Source organism: Lysobacter sp. TAB13, from assembly GCF_052113885.1.
Lineage (GTDB): Bacteria > Pseudomonadota > Gammaproteobacteria > Xanthomonadales > Xanthomonadaceae > Lysobacter > Lysobacter gummosus.
Genome location: NZ_JBFRDR010000003.1, coordinates 250,068 through 269,077, shown reverse-complemented (window position 1 = coordinate 269,077; position 19,010 = coordinate 250,068). Strand labels below are relative to the sequence as shown.

Below are 19,010 nucleotides of genomic sequence, written 5' to 3'. Positions count from 1 at the left end.
AAGAGCAAATCCCCCGCGCGCCGATTCATTTCAAGACCTCCAGCAACGCAACGCGCAGCCCCCTTTTCAAAGGGGGGCAATGGTTTCCGCGCGCGGACAACTCCCGGCCCTTGCCCGCCTCGACCAATTCGAAGTACAAGCGGGAACGCCAACGCAACGGAATCCCCGCATGCCAGACACCGCCCACACGGCGCTCATCAGCAACGACATCGTCGTCCTCGGCCTGATCGCCGCGACGCTGGGGCTGGTGTTCTGGACCTCGTCGAAAGAAACCGGGTTCTGGAAGAAGTTCTATACCTTCGTGCCGGCGCTGCTGCTGTGCTACTTCATTCCGGGCATCTACAACACCATCGGCCTGGTCGACGGCCAGAACACCAAGCTCTACAACCCGGTCGCCAGCCGCGTGCTGCTGCCGGCGGCGCTGGTACTGCTGACGCTCACCATCGATCTCAAGGGCGTGCTCCGGCTGGGCCCGAAGCTGTTGGTGATGTACGCGGTGTCCTCGCTCAGCGTGATGTTCGGCGCGATCGTCGCCTTCGTGGCGATGCGCGCCTTCCATCCGGAAACCGTCTCCGGCGACACCTGGGGCGGCATGGCCGCGCTGGCCGGAAGCTGGATCGGCGGCGGCGCCAACATGCTGGCGATGAAAGAAATCTTCCAGGTCGATGCGACCACCTTCGGCCAGTTCGCGGTGGTCGATGTCGGCGTGGGCTATGTGTGGATGGCGGTGCTGATTTTCCTGGCCAGCCGCGCCAAGCAGATCGACGAGCGCAGCGGCGCCGACACGCGCGGCATCGAGGAGCTCAAGCAGCGCATCGAAAGCTTCCAGGCTCAGCACCAGCGCGTGGCGAGCCTGACCGATCTGGCGATGATCGTCGGCATCGCGTTCGGCGTGGTCGGATTGGCGCACGCCATAGCCGGCCCGTTGTCGGCCTGGTTCGCCGACAACGTGTCGTGGGCGCGCACGGTCAGCCTGCACGAACCGTTCTTCTGGGTGGTGGCGGTGTCCACCTTCGCCGGACTGGCGCTGAGCTTCACCCGCGCGCGCGAACTCGAAGGCGCGGGCGCGTCGAAGATCGGCAGCCTGCTGCTGTACTTCCTGATCGCCTGCATCGGGTTGCAGATGAACATCCTGGCCTTGCTCGACAAGCCGTGGCTGTTCGCGCTGGGCCTGATCTGGATCGCGGTGCATATCCTGATCTTGTGGGGCGTCGGCCGCCTGCTGCGGGTGCCGTTCTTCTATTTCGCGATCGGCTCGCAGAGCAATATCGGCGGGCCGGCATCGGCGCCGGTGGTGGCTTCGGCGTTCCATCCTTCGCTGGCGCCGGTGGGGGCGTTGCTCGGGACCTTGGGTTATGCGACGGGTACGGGATTGGCGTATGTGGTCGGAATCACCTTGCGTTCGTTGGCCGGCGCTTCGCCGGCTTGAAGTCCGTGTATGGGAGAGAGGCGATGTGTATTGCAGCGGCGTGTCTTCGGCTGCACTGCCATGCATAGCGGCGCAAGCATCGAATCGCCAGCACCCATCCAATGAAAAGGCCGCCCGAGGGCGGCCTTCGCTCATTCGCATCGGCGTTAGTTCAACAACAGCCGATCCGCCCACCGCCATAACGCGCCTTCTGCCGCTCGCGGAAGAAGGTCGCGTAATCCGGAATCGGCCGCTCCGGATGTTTCTCCATCAGGTGCCGGACATAGTTGTCGTAATCCGGCACCCCGCAGCACAGCCGCGCGGTCTGCACCAGGCGGCGCCAGGTGCGCTTGTAGATCTGGTACTGGCTGACGGGTACGAGTTCGGTGCCCATGTCACAGGTTCGCCATTTCGTTGGGCTTGAGCGCCACGTAAGGGGACTCGCGATCGCTGCGCTGCGGGTTCGCCCGCGCCTTCACGATCGCGCCGATCGAATACACCAGCACGCTGAACACCACGAACAGGAACAGCGCGGTCAGGCCGGTGTTGACGTAGCTGTTGACCATGATCTGCTGCATCTGATCGATACTCTTGGCCGGCGCCACCACTTCGCCCTTGGCGATCGCGGCGCTGTACTTGTGCGCCTGCGCCAGGAAGCCCACCGACGGGTTGCCGTCGAAGATCTTGATCAGGCCGGCCGAGCTGGTGCAGATCAACAGCCACACCGCGGGCAGGATCGTCACCCAGGCGTAGCGATCGCGCTTGAGCTTGAACAGCGCCACCGTGCACAGCATCAGCGCGATGCCGGCGAGCATCTGGTTGGCGATGCCGAACAACGGCCACAGCGTGTTGATGCCGCCGAGCGGATCGACCACGCCCTGATACAGGAAGTAACCCCACAAGGCGACGCAGCCGCCGGTGGCGAGCAGGTTCGGGCCCCAGGCCTCGGTGCGGCGCAGCGCCGGCACGAAGCTGCCGAGCAGGTCCTGCAGCATGAAGCGCCCGGCGCGGGTGCCGGCATCGACCGCGGTGAGGATGAACAAGGCTTCGAACAGGATCGCGAAGTGATACCAGAACGCCATCGTGTTCTCGCCCGGCAACACGTTGTGCAGGATCTGGGCGATGCCGACCGCCAATGTCGGCGCGCCGCCGGCGCGGGCGAGGATGGTGTGTTCGCCGATGTCCTTCGCCGTCGCTTCGAGCATTTCCGGGGTCACGCTGAAGCCCCAGCCGCTGATGGTCTGCGCGACCGCGTGCACGTCGGTGCCGACCAGCGCGGCCGGACTGTTCATGGCGAAGTACACGCCCGGCTCGATCACCGAGGCCGCGACCAGCGCCATGATCGCGACGAAGGATTCCATCAGCATGCCGCCGTAGCCGATGTAGCGCATGTGCGCTTCATTGGCGAGCAGCTTGGGCGTGGTGCCCGAGGAGATCAGCGCGTGGAAGCCCGACACCGCGCCGCAGGCGATGGTGATGAACAAGAACGGGAACAGCCCGCCTTTCCACACCGGCCCGGTGCCGTCGGTGAACTGGGTCAGCGCGGGCATGCGCAGGTCGGGCATCACGATGACGATGCCGATCGCCAACGCGATGATGGTGCCGATCTTCAGGAACGTGGACAGGTAGTCGCGCGGCGCCAGCACCAGCCACACCGGCAGCACCGCGGCGACGAAGCCGTAGCCGATCAGCATCCAGGTGATCTGGGTGCCGGTGAAGGTGAAGCGCGGGCCCCACACCGGATCGGCGGCGATCACCCCGCCGTACCAGATCGCCGCCAGCAGCAGGATCAGGCCGACCACGGAAATCTCGCCGATCTTGCCCGGGCGGATGTAACGCATGTACACGCCCATCATCACCGCGATCGGCAAGGTCGCCATCACCGTGAACATGCCCCACGGGCTTTCCGCCAGCGCCTTGACCACGATCATCGCCAGCACCGCGAGGATGATGATCATGATCAGGAACGCGCCGAACAGGGCGATGGTGCCGGGCACGCGGCCCATCTCCTCGCGAACCAGGTCGCCGAGCGAGCGGCCGTTGCGGCGGCTGGAGACGAACAGGACCATGAAGTCCTGCACCGCGCCGGCCAGGACCACGCCGACGATCAGCCACAGCAGGCCGGGCAGGTAGCCCATCTGCGCGGCCAGCACCGGGCCGACCAGCGGGCCGGCGCCGGCGATGGCGGCGAAGTGATGGCCGAACAGCACGTGCTTGTTGGTGGGAACGTAGTCCAGGCCGTCGTTGTTGATGACCGCGGGCGTGGCCCGGGTCGGGTCGAGCTGCATCACCTTGTTGGCGATGAACAGGGAGTAGTAGCGATACGCGACCAGGTAGATCGACACCGCCGCGACCACGATCCACAGCGCGTTGATGTGTTCGCCGCGCCGCAGCGCGATCGTGCCGAGGCAGAACGCCCCGAGGATTGCGAGGGCCGCCCAGCCCAATTTGCCCAGACCACCTTTCATGACGACCCTCCCGGTTTTGAACTCCCGAAGCGTCGCCCCTGCGACCGGGCGGGTCAATGCGCAGCGCGGCAAAGGCACGCAAATGCGGCTGATACTTTGGTCTTAGGCATGCGTGTCGCCGCTCGATGGTTTCGGGCTTGGATCGAGTGAAGGCGATCGGGAACCTGCGCTCCGGACGATAGGCTCCGGGCCGGCCGGTCCGCGTCTTCAGCGGTCGAAAGCCAACTGGAGCGATGAACCGCCGGTGTTGCGTGGCTGCGGCTCACCGCTTCGGGCGCGCCCGCGCAGGACCCGGACGGCCGACTGCGAGCCGATAGCGGACGATCCGCTCCAGTGTCCGTTTGCTCCCCGCGCTGCGGATCGTGTGCGCATTGAACGCCTTGCCCGCTCGCATGCTGCTTGCGGATGAGCGCACGCGAGTGCGGCGTGCGGCGCACAGCGCAAGGACAACGACTTGAAAGATTGCCGGCCACCGATAAAGCGATCGAGCGGCTTGACCTTTTGTCCGGGGCAAGTGCGCGTTCGTCAGAGAAAACGGTCGGTCCGGGTGCTAGGAAATATAAATATGTGTGCCGCGTGATTGCTATTTTTATGTGAGAGGTAATGTTTTGCTGAAATAAGTGCGTACTTATTCGTTCGGCTGCGCGAGCTGTTTATGTGTATTTCTGGTGCGGAAATATAATTTAATTTACATCATGGCTATTTATTTTTTGCGTTTCATATGCACCAGTTAGCACCGGTGCTGCGGCTGTGATGGTTTCTTAAACCTCATGTAAGTCAATCATATACGTATTTCATTTGCCCGCATCAGCGCCTCCCCGGCGAGCGAAACGATTGTCGGCGGAGCAAGGCGAGCTTCCAGGGCGCGCAACGTGCCTCGGCGGCATACGTCCGTGGGCCATGAACTAATGGCATGAGCGCGTCGAATCCGCGTATCGACGCGGTAATCGCATTTGTCTAGCCTCATATCGCGATTTGATCGTTTGCCTTATCGCCAAGGCCTCGTTGTCGCCGCATCTGCGGCAAACGGCGATGGCCGTGAGTTTCAACGGCAAGGCAAGCGTCGGTGTCGCGATTATCTCCGGGCGTCGCGGCCCGGAACCTAAGTTGTGCAGGAAGGGGCGATGGCAATGCGTTCACCGCATGAAACCCGGATATCCATTCCGGAAGAACAGGGGAACTGTCGCGGCGGCGCCGCGACTTGTGGGCGGCAGGCCGGTTTCAGCCTGATCGAGTTGATGGTGACCATCGCCGTCGCCGCAATCCTTCTCGGGCTGGCCTTGCCGTCCTTCACCGCCAGCATCCGTTCCAACCGCGTGTCTTCCGCCGCCAACACGCTGCTGGCGACGATCAACTTCGCCCGCATGGAAGCCATGCGCAGCAAGGAGACCGCGCAGATCTGCCCGAACAACAAAGGCGCCTGCGGCGGCAACTGGTCCCAGGGATTGCTGGTGTGGACCGACGAAGACCGCAGCGGCGGCCTGAACGGCGATGAGGTGCGCCGGATCGTCGAGCCGCGGAGCGGCGTGGTCGTGAACGTCGCCGGCGCCAATGTCGTCGAAGGGGCCGAGTCGATCGCTTTCAGCGCGCGCGGTCGCCGCATCGGCACCGCCAATACGGTGATCGAAATCAAGAGCGAGGTCTGCGAAAAAGGCGTCGCCAATCGCCGCTCTATCGCGATCAACGCCGCCGGACATGCCGACATCAACCGGGAGGAGTGCCCATGAAGGCCATGCGCATACGGCGCGACTCGCCGCGCTCGCCCGCTTCCGCCGCCGGCCTGAGCCTGATCGAAGTGTTGGTGAGCTTGCTCGTGCTCGGATTCGGCCTGCTGGGCCTGGCGATGCTGCAGACCACCAATCTGCGCCTCACCCAGAGCAGCAACAACCGCACCGTCGCGACCAATCTGGCCAACGAGATGTTGGATCAACTGCGCAGGGACCGGATGTTCGCTGCGAACTACGCCGGAACCTACCTCGCGTCCCAGGCACAGGACGCCAATTGCGTCGCCGTCGATGCGACCACCGTGGCCGCTCGCATGGCCCGTTTCGCTTGCGCGATGAAGCAGAAGCTGGGCGATTCGGCCAGCGGTGTGGTCGCGGTGGATCGCGGCACCGGCAAGGTTTCGGTACAGATCGAATGGGGCGACGCGAAGCGTTGGAACCCGCTGGCGCCCACCACCACCTTCCGCCTGGAGAGCCAGTTATGAGCACGACGCGGCAAACGGGCTTGTCGCTGATCGAACTGATGGTGGCGCTGCTGTTGAGCGGCCTGCTGCTGCTCGGCCTGGTCAAGATATTCTCCGCTTCGCGCGCGTCGTATTCGCTGGCGCAGGGCGCGGCGCGGGTGCAGGAGAGTTCGCGTTTCGCTTTCGACTATCTGCAACGCGATCTTCGCGAAGCCGGCCATTTCGGCTGCTCTTCGGATCAATTGCACTTCCAGAACGGCGCGGTCGGATTCCGCGAGCTGTTCCTCAAAAGTCCCACCGACTTCGAAACGATTCCGTCCGTCGCCAACAAGGAAGCGCTGAGTTTCGATCTGTCCTTGTACGGTTACGAGGCGAAGGGCACCGGGCCCAAGCAAATCGTGAGCCTGGGCGAACCCGTTCGGGGCGCCTCAGGCGACTGGACTCCCGCGCTGCCCGATGCGATCGCCGGGTTGAGCCCTGCGCCGGTACGCGGCAGCGACATCGTAGTGCTGCGCGCGCTGTCGCCCGAAAGCGTGGAGGTGACCGGATTCACCGTCGATCGCGCCGACCCCGCGCATGCCACCGTCGAGGTCGATTCGAAGCAATGGCCGGTGCTCAAGCGCGAACTCGACGCGCCGGGGTTGTTCGGCATCGCCGATTGCCGCTCGGTGGCCTTGTTTCATGCCGACTCGGTATCGGCCGGCAGCGGCGCGGCGCAAATCCATATCCGTACCGGCGGCTTGAACCAGAGCGGTTTCGACGGCGGCGACGTGTTCAGCATCGGCCAGGCGCGGTTGTACCGTGCCGACAGCTTCGTCTACTACGTCGGAGTGAAGACCGGCGCTTCCCAGCCGGCACTGTATCGCGCGCGTTTCAACGCCGAACCGGGTTCCGCCGCCATCACCGTCAACAGCGAAGCGCTGGTCGATGGCGTGGAGAGTCTGCAATTGCTGTACGGGCTCGACGTGACCACGTCCGCCGGCAAGCTGGTGTTGGGGCGGCTTGGGAAAATCGTCAGGGCCGATGAGGTCGCACTGACCGCGAGCGGTCGTCCCGAGGTCGACCGCTGGTTGCCGCAATTGGCCTGGCAGCGGGTGGGGTCGTTGCAGGTCGGCCTGGTCGTGCGCAGCAAGGACCCGGCCAGCGCGGTGGCGCGCGGCACGCCGATGCTCGCGCAGGGGACGCAGTTCACCGCGCCTTCCGACGGACGTTATCGCAGCGTCTATGAAGTCAGCATCGCCGCTCGCAATCGGCTCAGCGGCAATTGAGGTGGGATATGGGACGGATCGGGCCAATGCAGCTTAAGCCGGCGCCTGGGTCAAAGAGCCAGCGCGGCGCGGTGCTGTACGTCGCGCTGGTGATCCTGGTGCTGTTGGCGTTGCTGGGTATCGCCGCGATGCAGGTGACGAGCCTGCAGGAGCGAATGACCGCCGATTACTACGCCACCAGCCAGGCCTTCCAGAACGCCGAGGCAGTGGCTCGCGGCGTCGAAAGAACCTTGATGAGCCAAGTCAATGGCGCGGTCGGGTCGATCAAGATCGACCAGCCGCTGTGTACCAGCGCGGGGTTCGATCCGGTCAAGTGGGCCGACGCCAAGCCGCGTACGTCCAATACCTACGTTCGCCGGATCGACAAATGCACCTCCGGCATTTCCAGCGTATCGCAGGGCAAGGCGCCGTTGAACGACGACCCGAACCTGATCTTCCAGGTCAGCGCCTATGCCGCCGATCGCATCAAGGACACCGCTTCCGATGCGGTGGTCGACACCATCTTCGTTCCCTGAGACGCAGCCATGTCCAATACTCGTTACATCGTTGCGGTTTCGGCCCTGCTGGCAATGGCGGCGGGCGGCTATCTCTACTATCGCGCCCAGGCCGCCCAGGGCGATGGCGAGCTGGCGCAGGCGCCGTTGAGCAATACGGTCGTGGTGCCGCCGGCTTTCATCATGGCGGTGGATGATTCGCGGTCGATGACTTACCAGATTCTGACGCAGACCAATTCTGCCGGGCTGGGTTTCGACCCCCCTACCATCACCAACAAAAATGGCTTTTTCAACGGGCCGGATCCGAAGGGTTGGGGGGCAGTGACCTACACTGGCTATGTGATACCTCATAGGACGACGAACGTGGAAGGCCCGGGTTGGGGCATACCTCCGTTGGACGAGGCGGCTGCCGCGAGGTCCAGCGACTACAACAGAACTTATTTCAATCCGCTCGTTACCTACAGGCGCTGGCGCAAGCCGAATGCGGATGGGAAGGGCGGGTTTACAGACTATCCGCAAGCCGTTCCCGCCGCGGCGCTGCTCGACCCGGATCGACCGGATAAGGGCTCTGTCAATCTGACTCAAAATTATATTCCGCCGGACGTAGTCAGTAACTTTTGGGGCTACTTCACTTTCGCTCGTGGTATGCGCATCCCGGCGGGAACCCCGTACTACATGCCGCTGAATGCGAACGATCCGGTAGGCGACTGTGGCGGTCTAGTCGCCGTGAATATTGGCAGCACTGCTTGGAAAAAGGTCGAAAAGGACGACCTCATCGTAAAAGCCGACCGTTGCGTTGCCGTGATTCCGTACTTCCCTGCGACGTACTACAGCAAATCGGATACGCTATCGGCCGGCTCCGGATATAAGCAAAGCAAGGTCGTGCGGATCGACGATGGTTGCGGCACCGGATGTTCGATGTATCGCTATCGGATCGAAGCCGACAATTACGACAATCAAGCGGACTACCAGCGTGCCATCGATAATTTCGCGAACTGGTTCGTCTACTATCGGGACCGCAATCTGACCGCGCACGGTGGACTGAGCATCGCCCTGGAAAGTGTTGAAGACATGCGGGTCGGCTTGTTCACCATCAACGAAGCGCCCGCGTTCCAGGCGTTGCGCAACGCGAAGCCCGGCACGCCCCTGGGTACGGTGACGTATCCGAACGTGACGATGAGGGACTTCTCCAAGGCACAGGAAAAGGCTGATTTCTATCGGAACGAAATAGCCAATGTCGGGCAGTTGACGATGGGCGGCACCCCGAATATCTATGCGGTGGACGGTATCGGCAAGCAGTTCATGCGCACCGATCCCGGTGCGCCGGTCAAAGCAGCCTGCCAAAAGAACATCGGCATGCTGGTGACCGATGGTTGGGCGACGGATGCCGGCCCCGGAGGCGTCGGCAACGCGGACGGTGGCTTGCCCGCGCCGCTCAAGGACGACTACTCAAACACCTTGGCCGACTACGTGGCCAAGTATTACCTCGGCAACCTGCGTTCCGACCTGCCCAAGGGCAAGGTGCCGATCCCCGAGGATGCCTGCGCCACCACTCCCAACGATCCACGGCTCGACTGCCGTAGCGATCCGCATATGAACTTCTATGCGATCACCATGGGCGTGCCCGGTTCTCTCTACGGCAAGACCAATGGTCCCGGCACCGCTCGCCCCGATCCATTCGTGGCTCCCTACCCGGCGTGGCCGCAGTACGTGCCGAACACCGCGTCCGCGGTCGACGACTTGTGGCACGCCACTTTGACCGGCCGCGGCCGCTATATCGACGCGGCGACGCCGACCGACATCACCTTGGCGATGCAGTCCATCGTCAGCTCGATCAACGCCAACACCAGCGTTCCCTCCGGCGCCACCGGCATGACCGGCACGCGCGTCGGCAGCGGCACGCTGTCGGTCCAGCCCGAATATGCTGCGGGCAACAACGGCACCGACTGGTACGGCCGCTTGCGCGCAAGCCGCCTGGTCAACGGTGTCTGGACGCAGGCCTGGGAGGCCAGCACGCTGCTGGGCGCGGGCCGGCAGATCAGTTACGGCGACAGCAGCGCCGGGATCAAGCCGCAGGTCAAGCCCTTTACCTCGGCCAACATCGGCGCCGGCACCACATTCCAGCAGACATTGTGCAGCAGCAACGACCGCCTGCAGAACTGCGCAGGCAAGTTCGACCGCATCGGCGGGGTAACCGCGGACGAAGCCGTCGCCTATCTGAGCGGCGACCGCGCCAACGACGGCGGCAAGCTGCGCCGGCGCACCTCGGTGTTGGGCGATATCGTCAATTCCACGCCGCTGGTCACCGGCGCGAACGACGATTACGGCTACATGGCCCTGGACGCGGACAAGTTGAAGTACGAGGACTACCTGAAGGCCAAGCGCAGCAGCAACCGCAAGCCCTTCGTCTACGTCGGCGCCAACGACGGCATGTTCCATGCCTTCGACGGAACCTCCGGCAGTGAGGCGTTCGCCTACATCCCGTCCACCTCGTTGGGCCACATGGGCAATCTGCTGTTTCCGTACCAGGCCGATTACGGCACCGATCAGGTGTTCAAGCACCGCTACTACGTGGACGGCCCGATCACGGCGCAGGACGCCTACTGGGGTTCGAGCTGGAAGACGGTCGTGGTCGCGAGCGTCGGCGCCGGCGGCCATGGGGTGTTCGCGCTCGATGTGACCGACCAGAGCAAGCTCGACGTGTTATGGGAACTCAATGACCGCCAATCCGCGGACAATGGCGGCGAGGACGTCGGCAGCGTGCTGGGCGACGCCGCGGTCGTTCCGGTCAAGGATGCGAGCGGTACGGTGAGCTGGAAAGCGGTGTTCGGCAACGGCTACGGCAGCGCCAAGGGCGATGCGGTGTTGTTCGTGGTGGATATCGCGACCGGCGCGGTCAAGATGATTCGCGCCAAGGAGAGCGAGGGCACCTTGCCGACGCGGCCCAAGAACGGTCTGGGCAATATCGTGGCGATCGATCGCTACAGCGGCGTCAGCGACGACAAGACCGCGGACGGTTATGCCGACACGGTGTACGCCGGCGATCTGAACGGCGCGGTGTGGAAATTCGATCTGCGCAACGACCAGGTTGCCCTGGGCGGCAAGCCGCTGTTCGTCGCGCGCTACAAGGACGACTACGCCAAACGCCAGCCGGTCACCGGCGGCTTCGAGGCGACCTCGATCGGCCAGGACGTGATGATCTTCTTCGGCACCGGCAGCTATTCGTTCACGCAAGATCCCAGCGACAAGTCCATGCAGACGATGTATGGCTTGCTCGATCGGGATATGCCGATCGAAGGGCGCTCGCAGTTGCTGCAGCAATTCGTCTACAAGCAGACGGCGGCGGCCGAGGACCAGCGATCGATCACGCAGTTCCGGCCTTCGGTGAATCAGTCCGGCTGGTTCCTCGACCTGGGCGTGGATTCGGGCAATAGCGGCAATCCGATCGAGGTGGGCGAGCGTTTCGTCGGCAATCCGCGGATTTGGAGCGGCAAGCTGCTGTTCCCGACCTACGAGCCTCTGGCCATCGGAACTTGCGGTTCGCCCAGCAGCAATTGGCTCTATGCCTTGGATGTGGTCACCGGCGCGGCCAGCATGCTCAATGGCAACGTGGCCGAGACCGGCAGCGTTCTGGGCGAGCCGGTGGGGGCGATCCGCAGCAAGGCCGAGGGTTCCGGCAGCGCCAAGGGCCCGAGTGAGGGCACCAGCCTGAACTTGACCTCTCCACCGCCGGATCTTTATGCCGCGGGCAATGAACCCGCCGAGGCGGATCAGCGTTGCTACGCCATCGTTCGCGCCCCGGATTTGCCCACCGTGAAATGGGTTCGCGCCTGCGGCCGGCAATCCTGGCGTCAGCTGCGTTGACCGGGGGATACGAGATGAGAACACGATCGATACGAAGGGCACCGTCGCTTGAGCGGGGCTTCACGCTGATGGAACTGATGGTGGTGGTCGCCATCGTCGGCATACTCGCCGGCATCGCGATACCGACCTATCAAGACAGCGTGCGCAAGAGCCGTCGCGGCCAGGCCAAGGCCGACCTGGTCGAAGCCGCCCAGGCGATGGAGCGCTACTACACGGTCAACGGCAGCTACGCGGGAGCGAGCCTGTTGTTCAATCGGTCGCCGCAGACCGGCGACATTCAGTATGCGATCGCGTTCGACAAGGCGCCGACCGCGCAAAAGTTCGGCATCAAAGCGACGCCGCAGGGACCGCAGACGAAGGATCGTTGCGGCGAGCTGTCGATCGATTCGACCGGCGTGAAGCGCCCCGACGACCCGGCGTGCTGGCAATGAACGCCGGCGCTAGCGGGTTCGATCGGGCGGGGTGACTATATCGCCGGTCGTCATCGGCAAGGTTTCGCCGGATCGGCGAAACCATTCGCGACATAGAGGCGAACGCATCGTCCAGGCGATGCGTTCGCCGCGGTAACGTACGTCTTACAACCACTTGGCCCGCTTGAACCCGATATACAGCACCACGCATGCGGTGATCACCACGCCTATCAACACCGCGTAGCTCCATTGCCCCGGCAGTTCCGGCATGTGCACGAAGTTCATGCCGTACCAGCTCGCGACCAGCGTGGGCGCGGCCAGCAGCGCCGCCCATGCGCCCAGGCGCTTGACCACTTCGCCCTGGCGCACCGTCACCAGCGACAGGTTCACGCCGACCGCGGCGGTCAGCATCTCGCGCAAGGTGTCGGTGGTTTCGTTGATGCGAACGGCGTGATCGAGTACGTCGCGGAAGTACAACTGGATTTCTTCGTCGATCAGGCCGCCGCGCGAACGCGTCAGCTGGCCCAGGATGTCCTGCAGGGGCGCCACCGCCATGCGCAGGCGGGTGAGTTCGCGTTTGAGGTCGTACAACTCCTGCACGGTCTCCTTGCTGAAATCTTCCGCGAAGATGTCTTTCTCCAGCTCGTTGAGCTCCTGCGTGAAGCCCTCGACGATCGGCATGAAGTTGTCGACCACGCTGTCGAACACCGCGTACAGCGCCGCGCCCGGGCCGTGTTCGAGCAAGTCCGGTTCGCGCTCCATGCGCGCGCGCGCGGACTTGTAGCTGATCGAGGCGCCGTGGCGCACGGTCACCAGATAGCGCGGGCCGACGAACATATGCGTCTCGCCGAAGCGGATGCGGTTGTCGATCTTCTGCGCGGTGTGGATGGCGATGAACAGCGAGTTGCCGTAGCTCTCGATCTTCGGCCGCTGGTGGGCGTTGTGCGCGTCCTCCACCGCCAGATCGTGCAGGCAGAATTCTTCCTGCAGCTTGTCCAGGATGCCCTCATCGGGCTCGTACAGGCCGACCCAGACGAAGCTGCCGTCGTCCACGGCCAGCACGTCGCTGATCGCATCGAGTGAAATGTCGCGGCGGGTGCCGTCGCGGCCATAGGCCGCGCAGTTGATGACGCATTGGGGGAGGGAAGGATCGCTCATGGCCGAATCCTGCCCTCGCGCGCCCGCAGGGGCAAGCCGTCAGGCCAGGCGCAGCTTGGCGGCTTTGCGGAAGCCGAACCACAGGCCCAGGTGGATCGGCAGCCACAGGGCGATCCAATGCGCGTTGCGCTGCGGGTACACCGGCAGCCAGTACAGGAACAAGGCCGCCACCGCGCTCAAGGCCGCCAGCGCGGTCAGCCACACGAACACCGGCCCGGTCTCGCGCCCGCGCAGCGCGCGCCAGCCGCCGAACCACAGCAGCAGGCACAGCGGGTTGAACAGCAGCAGATTGCGGTTCCCCCAGAGGTAATTATGGCCGGTGCCGAGCCAGCCGTAGACCAGGATCGCGCCGACCAGACCGAGCAGGCCCCACAGCGGCAAGGCGGCGAACGCCAGCACCCGCGGGCTGCGGTCGCCGATCCAGGCCAGCGCCACGCCGAACACCAGCCCGACCAGGGCCCAGGGCCACCACGGCAGCGGCGTCGCCTCCGGCGCCGGCGCGATACGGTGCGGCAGCAGCTCGCGCTCGCCCTGCACCAGCGGCTGGCCCTGGTCGTTCTTGGCCTCGCGCAGGGCGTCGGCGAGCCGCGCGGGCACATAGGACTCGGCCCACACCGGCAGCGGCTTGTCGGTGTCCGGCCCCATCAGGATGTCCAGCGTCGCCCACATCCACAGGTCCGGCTTGGACAGGCGCAGCGCTTCGCCGCGCAAGGTATTGCCGTGCGAGCGGCCCTCGATCTGGCGCCGCAGCGCGCCGCCCAGCACGGTGTCGATCGCGTCGCGCACGCGGGTGGCGCAGTTGTCGTCGAAATACTGGTAACGGTAGAAGGCGTTCTCGGGCAGGGCATTGACCCGCAGCGCCTCGGCGATCTGCCGCGCCTGCGCCGGGCTCAGATTCAGCCACTGGATCGACACGCCGCGGCCTTCGTAGCCGTACTGGGCCATGTCCTGGTCGAACGGCAACGCGACCAGGCGATAGCGCATGTTGTTGTCGATGAAGCGCTGGATGAAGTCGGGCTCGCTCGGATCGAAGAAGCCGAAGTTGTACGAGATCGCCGCGCCGCTGTCCTGGTCGAGCACCACCAGTGCGTCGTGGCCGAAGCGCGACCAGAACTCCTGGCCCGGCTGCATGGTGACCATGCCCACGCGCGGCGGCTGCGGCGTGGCGGTGGTTCCGGCCGCGGGCCGGGCCGTTGCGGCGGGTTGGGTCGCGGTGGACGGCGTGGCCGCGGCGCTGCTCGCGCCGGGTGCGGCGTAGGCCAGGGATTGGATCAGCACCAGCGCGGCGAAGGCGTACAGCCGGACGAAACGGGAAAGAGAGGTCACGGGGAGCCTGGTCCGGCGGGGCGGGTGGCGGCCATTGTAAACAGCCTGGGCGGCAGTGCCGGGCAGGGCGGGCGCGACTCGAACCTTCCGTAGGTTCTTGTGGGAGGGAGCTTTAGCCCCGACGCTTTTCGATCAGCCGCGACGCAGTTCGGAACAAAGTGTGGCGCTGCAAAGCCGCACCGAAAGGGCTGGGGACAGACGTCAACCCAGCCCCGCCGATGCCGACTCAGCCGGCACCCGAACTCAACCGTTCCCCAACACCCCGACATGGAAGGCATGCACGCGCCGCACATCCGCGCTGGCCACGCGGAACACGAACCGGTCCAGCGTCAGCTCCTCGCCGGCTTCGGGCAGATGGCCGATCGCCGCGGTCACCAGACCGCCGATGGTGTCGTACTCGTCGTCGTCGAAATCCGCGCCGAAGCGCTCGTTGAAATCGTCGATCGGCGTGAGCGCATCGACCACGTACTGGCCGTCGGCCTGGGCCGCGATCAGCGCGTCGGGGTTTTCCGCTTCGTCGTGCTCGTCGTCGATCTCGCCGACGATCTGTTCCAGCACGTCCTCGATGGTCAGCAGGCCGGCGACGCCGCCGTGCTCGTCGATCACGATCGCCATGTGGTTGCGCGACTGGCGGAACTCGCGCAGCAGCACGTCCAGGCGCTTGGATTCGGGAATCAGCACGGCCGGCCGCAGCAATTCGTGGATGCTGCCCGGACCGTTGTCGGCGACCACGCCGCGCAGCAGATCCTTGGCCAGCAGGATGCCGAGAATCTCGTCCTTGTCCTCGCCATGCACCGGGAAGCGCGAATGGCCGGATTCGACCACCATCTTCATCAGGTCGAGGAACTTGGCTTCGGCCGGCAACGCGACCATCTGCGAGCGCGGGATCATCACATCGCCGACGGTGAGGTCGGATACGGCGATCGCGCCTTCCATCATGCGCAAGGTGTCGGCGGCGATCAGGCCATCGGATTGCGCATCGCGCAGCAACTCGACCAGGTCTTCGCGGGAACTGGGCTCGCCCGACAGCGCGGAACTGATGCGGTCGAGCCAGGAGCGCCGTTTCTCGTGGGATTCCGGCGGGTGGGTGCTACTACTGTCGTCCTCGGACATTCGATTTTTGCGCTATGTCCCTCGGGGGGGAGGGACGAAAGGAGGGAGTTTAACCCGGAAGACCGTTTCGGGCGGAGCCAGCCGGGGGCGGCCGGGGGGATTCTGAATGCGGGGTTCGGGGCGAGGGAGCACGGGTGGGCGGCGGGATCGCTTTGCTCGCTTGGTGTGGACTGGTCCTTGCCCGGGCGCGGACTCGATGATTCCAACGCGACGCCTGCACCTGTCCGGACACAGCTTTCCACATGCGGGGGCAATGGTTCGCCGTGGTCGCAAGCCGAGGCGCACCGCGCGACATCGCGATGTCGGGTTGGGGCGATCGGACTCGATCGGTTGAGGCCAAGCCGAGCGGCGCCGGCTCAGCACCGGCACCATCACGGCTTTCCGGCAGAAGGCGGAATCGGTAGCGCGGCGAAAAACGCCGTTGGCCCCATCGACAGATCAGTCAACAAGTTGTGTGTCTTCCAAGTAGCAAGTGATAGTTCCGCGATTAAAAGTCAGTCATGAATTCCGTGCAAAAAACTAGCCGTTCAGCGCTGACGCCGATGACGATGCATCGCTGAGATACCACCCGGCACGGATAATTATGATGTTTTTCCGTTCGTCCCGATATCCGCGCCGCCGGTCGCCGACTTCACGCCGCGCGCTTCAAAGGACCTCGACGATTTCCCTGTGATTTATCGGGGAAACGACGATGCGCAGCCATCGTGAAAGCGGCTTTACCTTGATCGAGTTTTTACTTGCGACCGCCATCGCCGCGATCGTCCTGGCGATGGTGTTGCCCGACATCCGCCAGTCGATGCGTGCCAATCGCGTGGCGGTCTCGACCAACGAATTCATCGTCGCGCTCAGCCTGGCCAGGAACCGCTCGTTCGGTAGCCTGCACGAGGGCCAGGTGTGCGCGAGCGCCGACGGCAAACATTGCAGCGGCAGTTGGAACGATGGCTGGATCGTCTGGTTCGATCGCAACCAGGACCGGATGCCCTCGGCCGGTGAAATCCTGCGCCGCACGGCCGCGCAGGATCGCATCGATCTGAAAGCGACCGGCGCCCCCGCAGCCGCGGCCGCCCTGGCGTTCGACCGTCGCGGCCGCCTGTCGGACGGGCGGCAACGCGATTTCGCCTTGACCTACGCGTCTTGCGCGAACGGCCAGAACGATGCGCGCCGGATCACCGTCGCCTCCAGCGGCCAAGTGCGGGTGAAGCCGGCGGCTTGCGAGTAGTCGCGCAACACCTCCGCCAGCAACGCTCGCAAGCCGCGTGCCGCGATGAGCGCCCGCGACCACGATCCCGTAATTGGATAAGGCTCACTGATTCCAACACCGCTGCGCCACCTCTCCCGGCGTCGCCCCGATCCTGAATCGTCCCGAGTTCGCCAAAACCAGCACGCGTGCTTCGCGGGTGTCGCGACTGCATAGAGTGAAGGTCAGATTGGTGCCTGCGCTGCCGCCGTCGGGCTGGAACACGATGCGCTTGCGCCCATCGTTACTGGAAATACGCAGCCGTTGCGACCACGGCGCGTAGCGCCCGATGAGCGTGTCGCGCGGCCCGAATTCGCGATCGTCGTCGACATCGGCGAACACTTGCCAGCCTTGGCTCCAGTCCGAGTCCTGCCGGCAACCTCCGTCTTGCGCGGTCGGGCAGATGATCGTGGCGCTGCCGGTAGCGACGGCGGTCCGGCTGGAGGTCAGCACGCTTTCGCCCAAGGTCATTGCGGTCTGGTCGAAGCCGAAGCGGGTATACATCGAGACGCTCGCGGGCAGCGCGACGCCGGCCAGTATCGCGACGATCAAAAAGGCTATCAATACCTCGATAACGGAAATTCCCTGCATACGCTTCATCGGCCTTCCTTGGTTGGTGGATGGAGGCAGTGTCGGAGTTTCGAGTGCGGCCCGGCGATAGGCGTTTTCCGATTTTCTTGTGGGCGATCGCATTGCCTTGCCGTAGTCGAGCGTTGCGACGCGGATTCGACCCGGGCCGGTGCGCACGGCCGTGCCACAGCATCAGTAGCTCACGCGCGCGCGAACTGCTGAAGGTATTTCGTTCGTCTACGCTCGACAGTTATCGAACGGTGCGAGTGAACTCGATTCGATGGAACGATTCCTACCCAAGATCGAGCCGATGTCCGAAAGACACAGCTCGATCGGTACGGCAAGCTAGACAAACCGTCGCGGCACGCCCATCGCTCGCGATCTGGAAGAAACCCATCAAGGAGGATGTATGCAAGCACGCACGTTTTTCATCTCGGCGCTGATGTCGTTCTGCACGGTTGTGGCCTGGAGCCCCGCGCAAGCCAATACCGGCACGCCCCGGTCCACGCCGATGCAGGCGACTTATGCGGATATCGACAGCTACCTGCGCACCGACGCGGAGCTCAACGCTTGGTATGAACTTCGCTATCGGCTGCGCCGCAACTTCGACGATATCTGCGGCGATACCTTCTGCGAAGGCGGCTACAGCAATATCGAGTCCTTGCGCTTTCGTTGCTCGGTCGAACAATCCAGCGGCGTCATCGGACGCTGCGTATGGGTGTTCGCGGGCAGCAACGAGGAAATCGATCCGGCGACCGGGGCGATCCGGGTGACGCCGAAGGTCTGGCGCTGCCGCGCGCCGCTCGCGGCCAAGACGACCGCGTCGGCCTTGCTCGGCGCATTGGCCGGCGAGCAGCCGCTGCATGCGCGACTACCGGGCGCTTCGGTGTCGATCTACGACGGATTGGTCGATTGCTTGTGAAAGCGCCGGTTCGATCCGAACCGGGATCGGCTCAATCTTCCAGATAAGGATCCGCGATCCCGAGCGAAGCCAGGATCTCGCGCTCCAACTGCTCCATGCACTCGGCCTCGCGCTCGTCCTCGTGATCCCAGCCGAGCAGGTGTAAGGTGCCGTGCACGGTCAGGTGCGCGTAGTGCTCGTTGAGGGCTTTCTTCTGCTCGCGCGCCTCGCGCGCGACCACCGGGGCGCAGATGACCAGATCGCCCAGCAAGGGCAGCTTCACGCCCTTGGGCAGGCCTTCGGGAAGCTCGGCGGGAAAACTCAGGACGTTGGTGGCGTAGTCGCGGGCCCGGTAGTGACGGTTGAGCGAACGGCCTTCCTTGCTGTCGACGATACGGATCGCCAGATCGGCTTCGCGGATGCGGCCCTTGAGCGCGGCGGCGACCCATTTGCGGAAACTGGCCGCGGCCGGCAGGCCTTTGCGGGGCAGGGCGTAGTTGATGGTGACATCGAGTCGTACGGGACCTTGGGTCATCGCGGCGCTCACTCTTCGTTGCGTGCGCGCGGCCGGGGGCCGCGCGGAAATCGGGAAGCCGCCGCCGATG

General features: G+C 64.4%; 16 protein-coding genes. 9 read left to right on the top strand and 7 right to left on the bottom strand.

Annotated features, from left to right (window positions below):
* Positions 1 to 169 precede the first annotated feature (169 nt).
* Entirely contained in the window at positions 170 to 1,429 is a 1,260-nt protein-coding gene (locus tag AB4Y92_RS05905; RefSeq protein ID WP_441818777.1) for a DUF819 family protein, read from the top strand.
* A 151-nt stretch (positions 1,430 to 1,580) separates the two neighbouring features.
* Here AB4Y92_RS05905 and AB4Y92_RS05900 read toward each other — a convergent pair whose 3' ends face one another.
* Together AB4Y92_RS05900 and AB4Y92_RS05895 are read right to left on the bottom strand one after the other, a co-directional pair.
* On the bottom strand, positions 1,581 to 1,802 hold the full coding sequence (locus AB4Y92_RS05900; protein ID WP_057943794.1) for a YbdD/YjiX family protein: 222 nt from the start codon (positions 1,800 to 1,802) through the stop codon (positions 1,581 to 1,583).
* 1 nt (position 1,803) lies between these two features.
* A complete protein-coding gene (locus tag AB4Y92_RS05895; RefSeq protein WP_441818776.1) occupies positions 1,804 to 3,876 on the bottom strand; it encodes a carbon starvation CstA family protein in 2,073 nt (690 codons plus the stop codon).
* 1,109 nt (positions 3,877 to 4,985) lie between these two features.
* On the opposite strand from AB4Y92_RS05895, the gene AB4Y92_RS05890 reads away from it, so the two are divergent.
* The 6 genes from AB4Y92_RS05890 to AB4Y92_RS05865 are packed head-to-tail and all read left to right on the top strand — an operon-like array spanning position 4,986 to position 12,121.
* Positions 4,986 to 5,603, top strand: a complete 618-nt coding sequence (locus tag AB4Y92_RS05890; protein WP_441818775.1) for a GspH/FimT family pseudopilin — start codon at positions 4,986 to 4,988, stop codon at positions 5,601 to 5,603.
* Positions 5,600 to 6,085, top strand: a complete 486-nt coding sequence (gene pilV / locus AB4Y92_RS05885; protein WP_441818774.1) for a type IV pilus modification protein PilV — start codon at positions 5,600 to 5,602, stop codon at positions 6,083 to 6,085. Before AB4Y92_RS05890 ends, pilV begins: the two co-directional genes overlap by 4 nt.
* Positions 6,082 to 7,332 carry a PilW family protein gene (locus AB4Y92_RS05880; protein WP_441818773.1) on the top strand — a complete coding sequence of 417 codons (1,251 nt, stop codon included), beginning with the start codon at positions 6,082 to 6,084 and terminating at the stop codon, positions 7,330 to 7,332. Before pilV ends, AB4Y92_RS05880 begins: the two co-directional genes overlap by 4 nt.
* 26 nt (positions 7,333 to 7,358) lie before the next feature.
* Positions 7,359 to 7,847 (top strand): PilX N-terminal domain-containing pilus assembly protein, encoded by a 489-nt coding sequence (locus AB4Y92_RS05875; RefSeq protein WP_441818772.1) that lies wholly within the window; start codon positions 7,359 to 7,361, stop codon positions 7,845 to 7,847.
* A 9-nt stretch (positions 7,848 to 7,856) separates the two neighbouring features.
* The gene (locus AB4Y92_RS05870; RefSeq protein ID WP_441818771.1) at positions 7,857 to 11,690 is read left to right on the top strand and encodes a pilus assembly protein; all 3,834 of its coding nucleotides are present in this window, start codon (positions 7,857 to 7,859) and stop codon (positions 11,688 to 11,690) included.
* A complete protein-coding gene (locus tag AB4Y92_RS05865; RefSeq protein WP_441818770.1) occupies positions 11,645 to 12,121 on the top strand; it encodes a type IV pilin protein in 477 nt (158 codons plus the stop codon). The genes AB4Y92_RS05870 and AB4Y92_RS05865 overlap by 46 nt, the downstream gene beginning before the upstream one ends.
* Before the next feature lie 144 nt (positions 12,122 to 12,265).
* Here the strand turns inward: AB4Y92_RS05865 and corA are convergent, their stop codons facing one another.
* The 3 genes from corA to AB4Y92_RS05850 form a co-directional block, all read right to left on the bottom strand.
* Entirely contained in the window at positions 12,266 to 13,258 is a 993-nt protein-coding gene (gene corA / locus AB4Y92_RS05860; RefSeq protein ID WP_057943792.1) for a magnesium/cobalt transporter CorA, read from the bottom strand.
* Between the two features lie 39 nt (positions 13,259 to 13,297).
* Positions 13,298 to 14,584, bottom strand: coding sequence for a lipoprotein N-acyltransferase Lnb domain-containing protein (locus AB4Y92_RS05855; RefSeq protein ID WP_441818769.1), 1,287 nt, complete (start codon positions 14,582 to 14,584; stop codon positions 13,298 to 13,300).
* Between the two features lie 243 nt (positions 14,585 to 14,827).
* Positions 14,828 to 15,697 (bottom strand): HlyC/CorC family transporter, encoded by an 870-nt coding sequence (locus AB4Y92_RS05850; RefSeq protein WP_057943790.1) that lies wholly within the window; start codon positions 15,695 to 15,697, stop codon positions 14,828 to 14,830.
* A gap of 691 nt (positions 15,698 to 16,388) precedes the next feature.
* Here AB4Y92_RS05850 and AB4Y92_RS05845 point away from each other — a divergent pair.
* The gene (locus AB4Y92_RS05845; protein ID WP_441818768.1) at positions 16,389 to 16,916 is read left to right on the top strand and encodes a GspH/FimT family pseudopilin; all 528 of its coding nucleotides are present in this window, start codon (positions 16,389 to 16,391) and stop codon (positions 16,914 to 16,916) included.
* Between the two features lie 84 nt (positions 16,917 to 17,000).
* On the opposite strand, the gene AB4Y92_RS05840 is transcribed toward AB4Y92_RS05845, so the two are convergent.
* Positions 17,001 to 17,534 (bottom strand): GspH/FimT family pseudopilin, encoded by a 534-nt coding sequence (locus AB4Y92_RS05840; protein WP_441818767.1) that lies wholly within the window; start codon positions 17,532 to 17,534, stop codon positions 17,001 to 17,003.
* A gap of 379 nt (positions 17,535 to 17,913) precedes the next feature.
* Between AB4Y92_RS05840 and AB4Y92_RS05835 the strand changes: the two genes are divergently transcribed.
* The gene (locus tag AB4Y92_RS05835) at positions 17,914 to 18,426 is read left to right on the top strand and encodes a hypothetical protein (protein ID WP_441818766.1); all 513 of its coding nucleotides are present in this window, start codon (positions 17,914 to 17,916) and stop codon (positions 18,424 to 18,426) included.
* A gap of 31 nt (positions 18,427 to 18,457) precedes the next feature.
* Here the strand turns inward: AB4Y92_RS05835 and ybeY are convergent, their stop codons facing one another.
* Positions 18,458 to 18,940 carry an rRNA maturation RNase YbeY gene (gene ybeY / locus AB4Y92_RS05830; protein WP_215056979.1) on the bottom strand — a complete coding sequence of 161 codons (483 nt, stop codon included), beginning with the start codon at positions 18,938 to 18,940 and terminating at the stop codon, positions 18,458 to 18,460.
* Between the last annotated feature and the right edge of the window lie 70 nt (positions 18,941 to 19,010).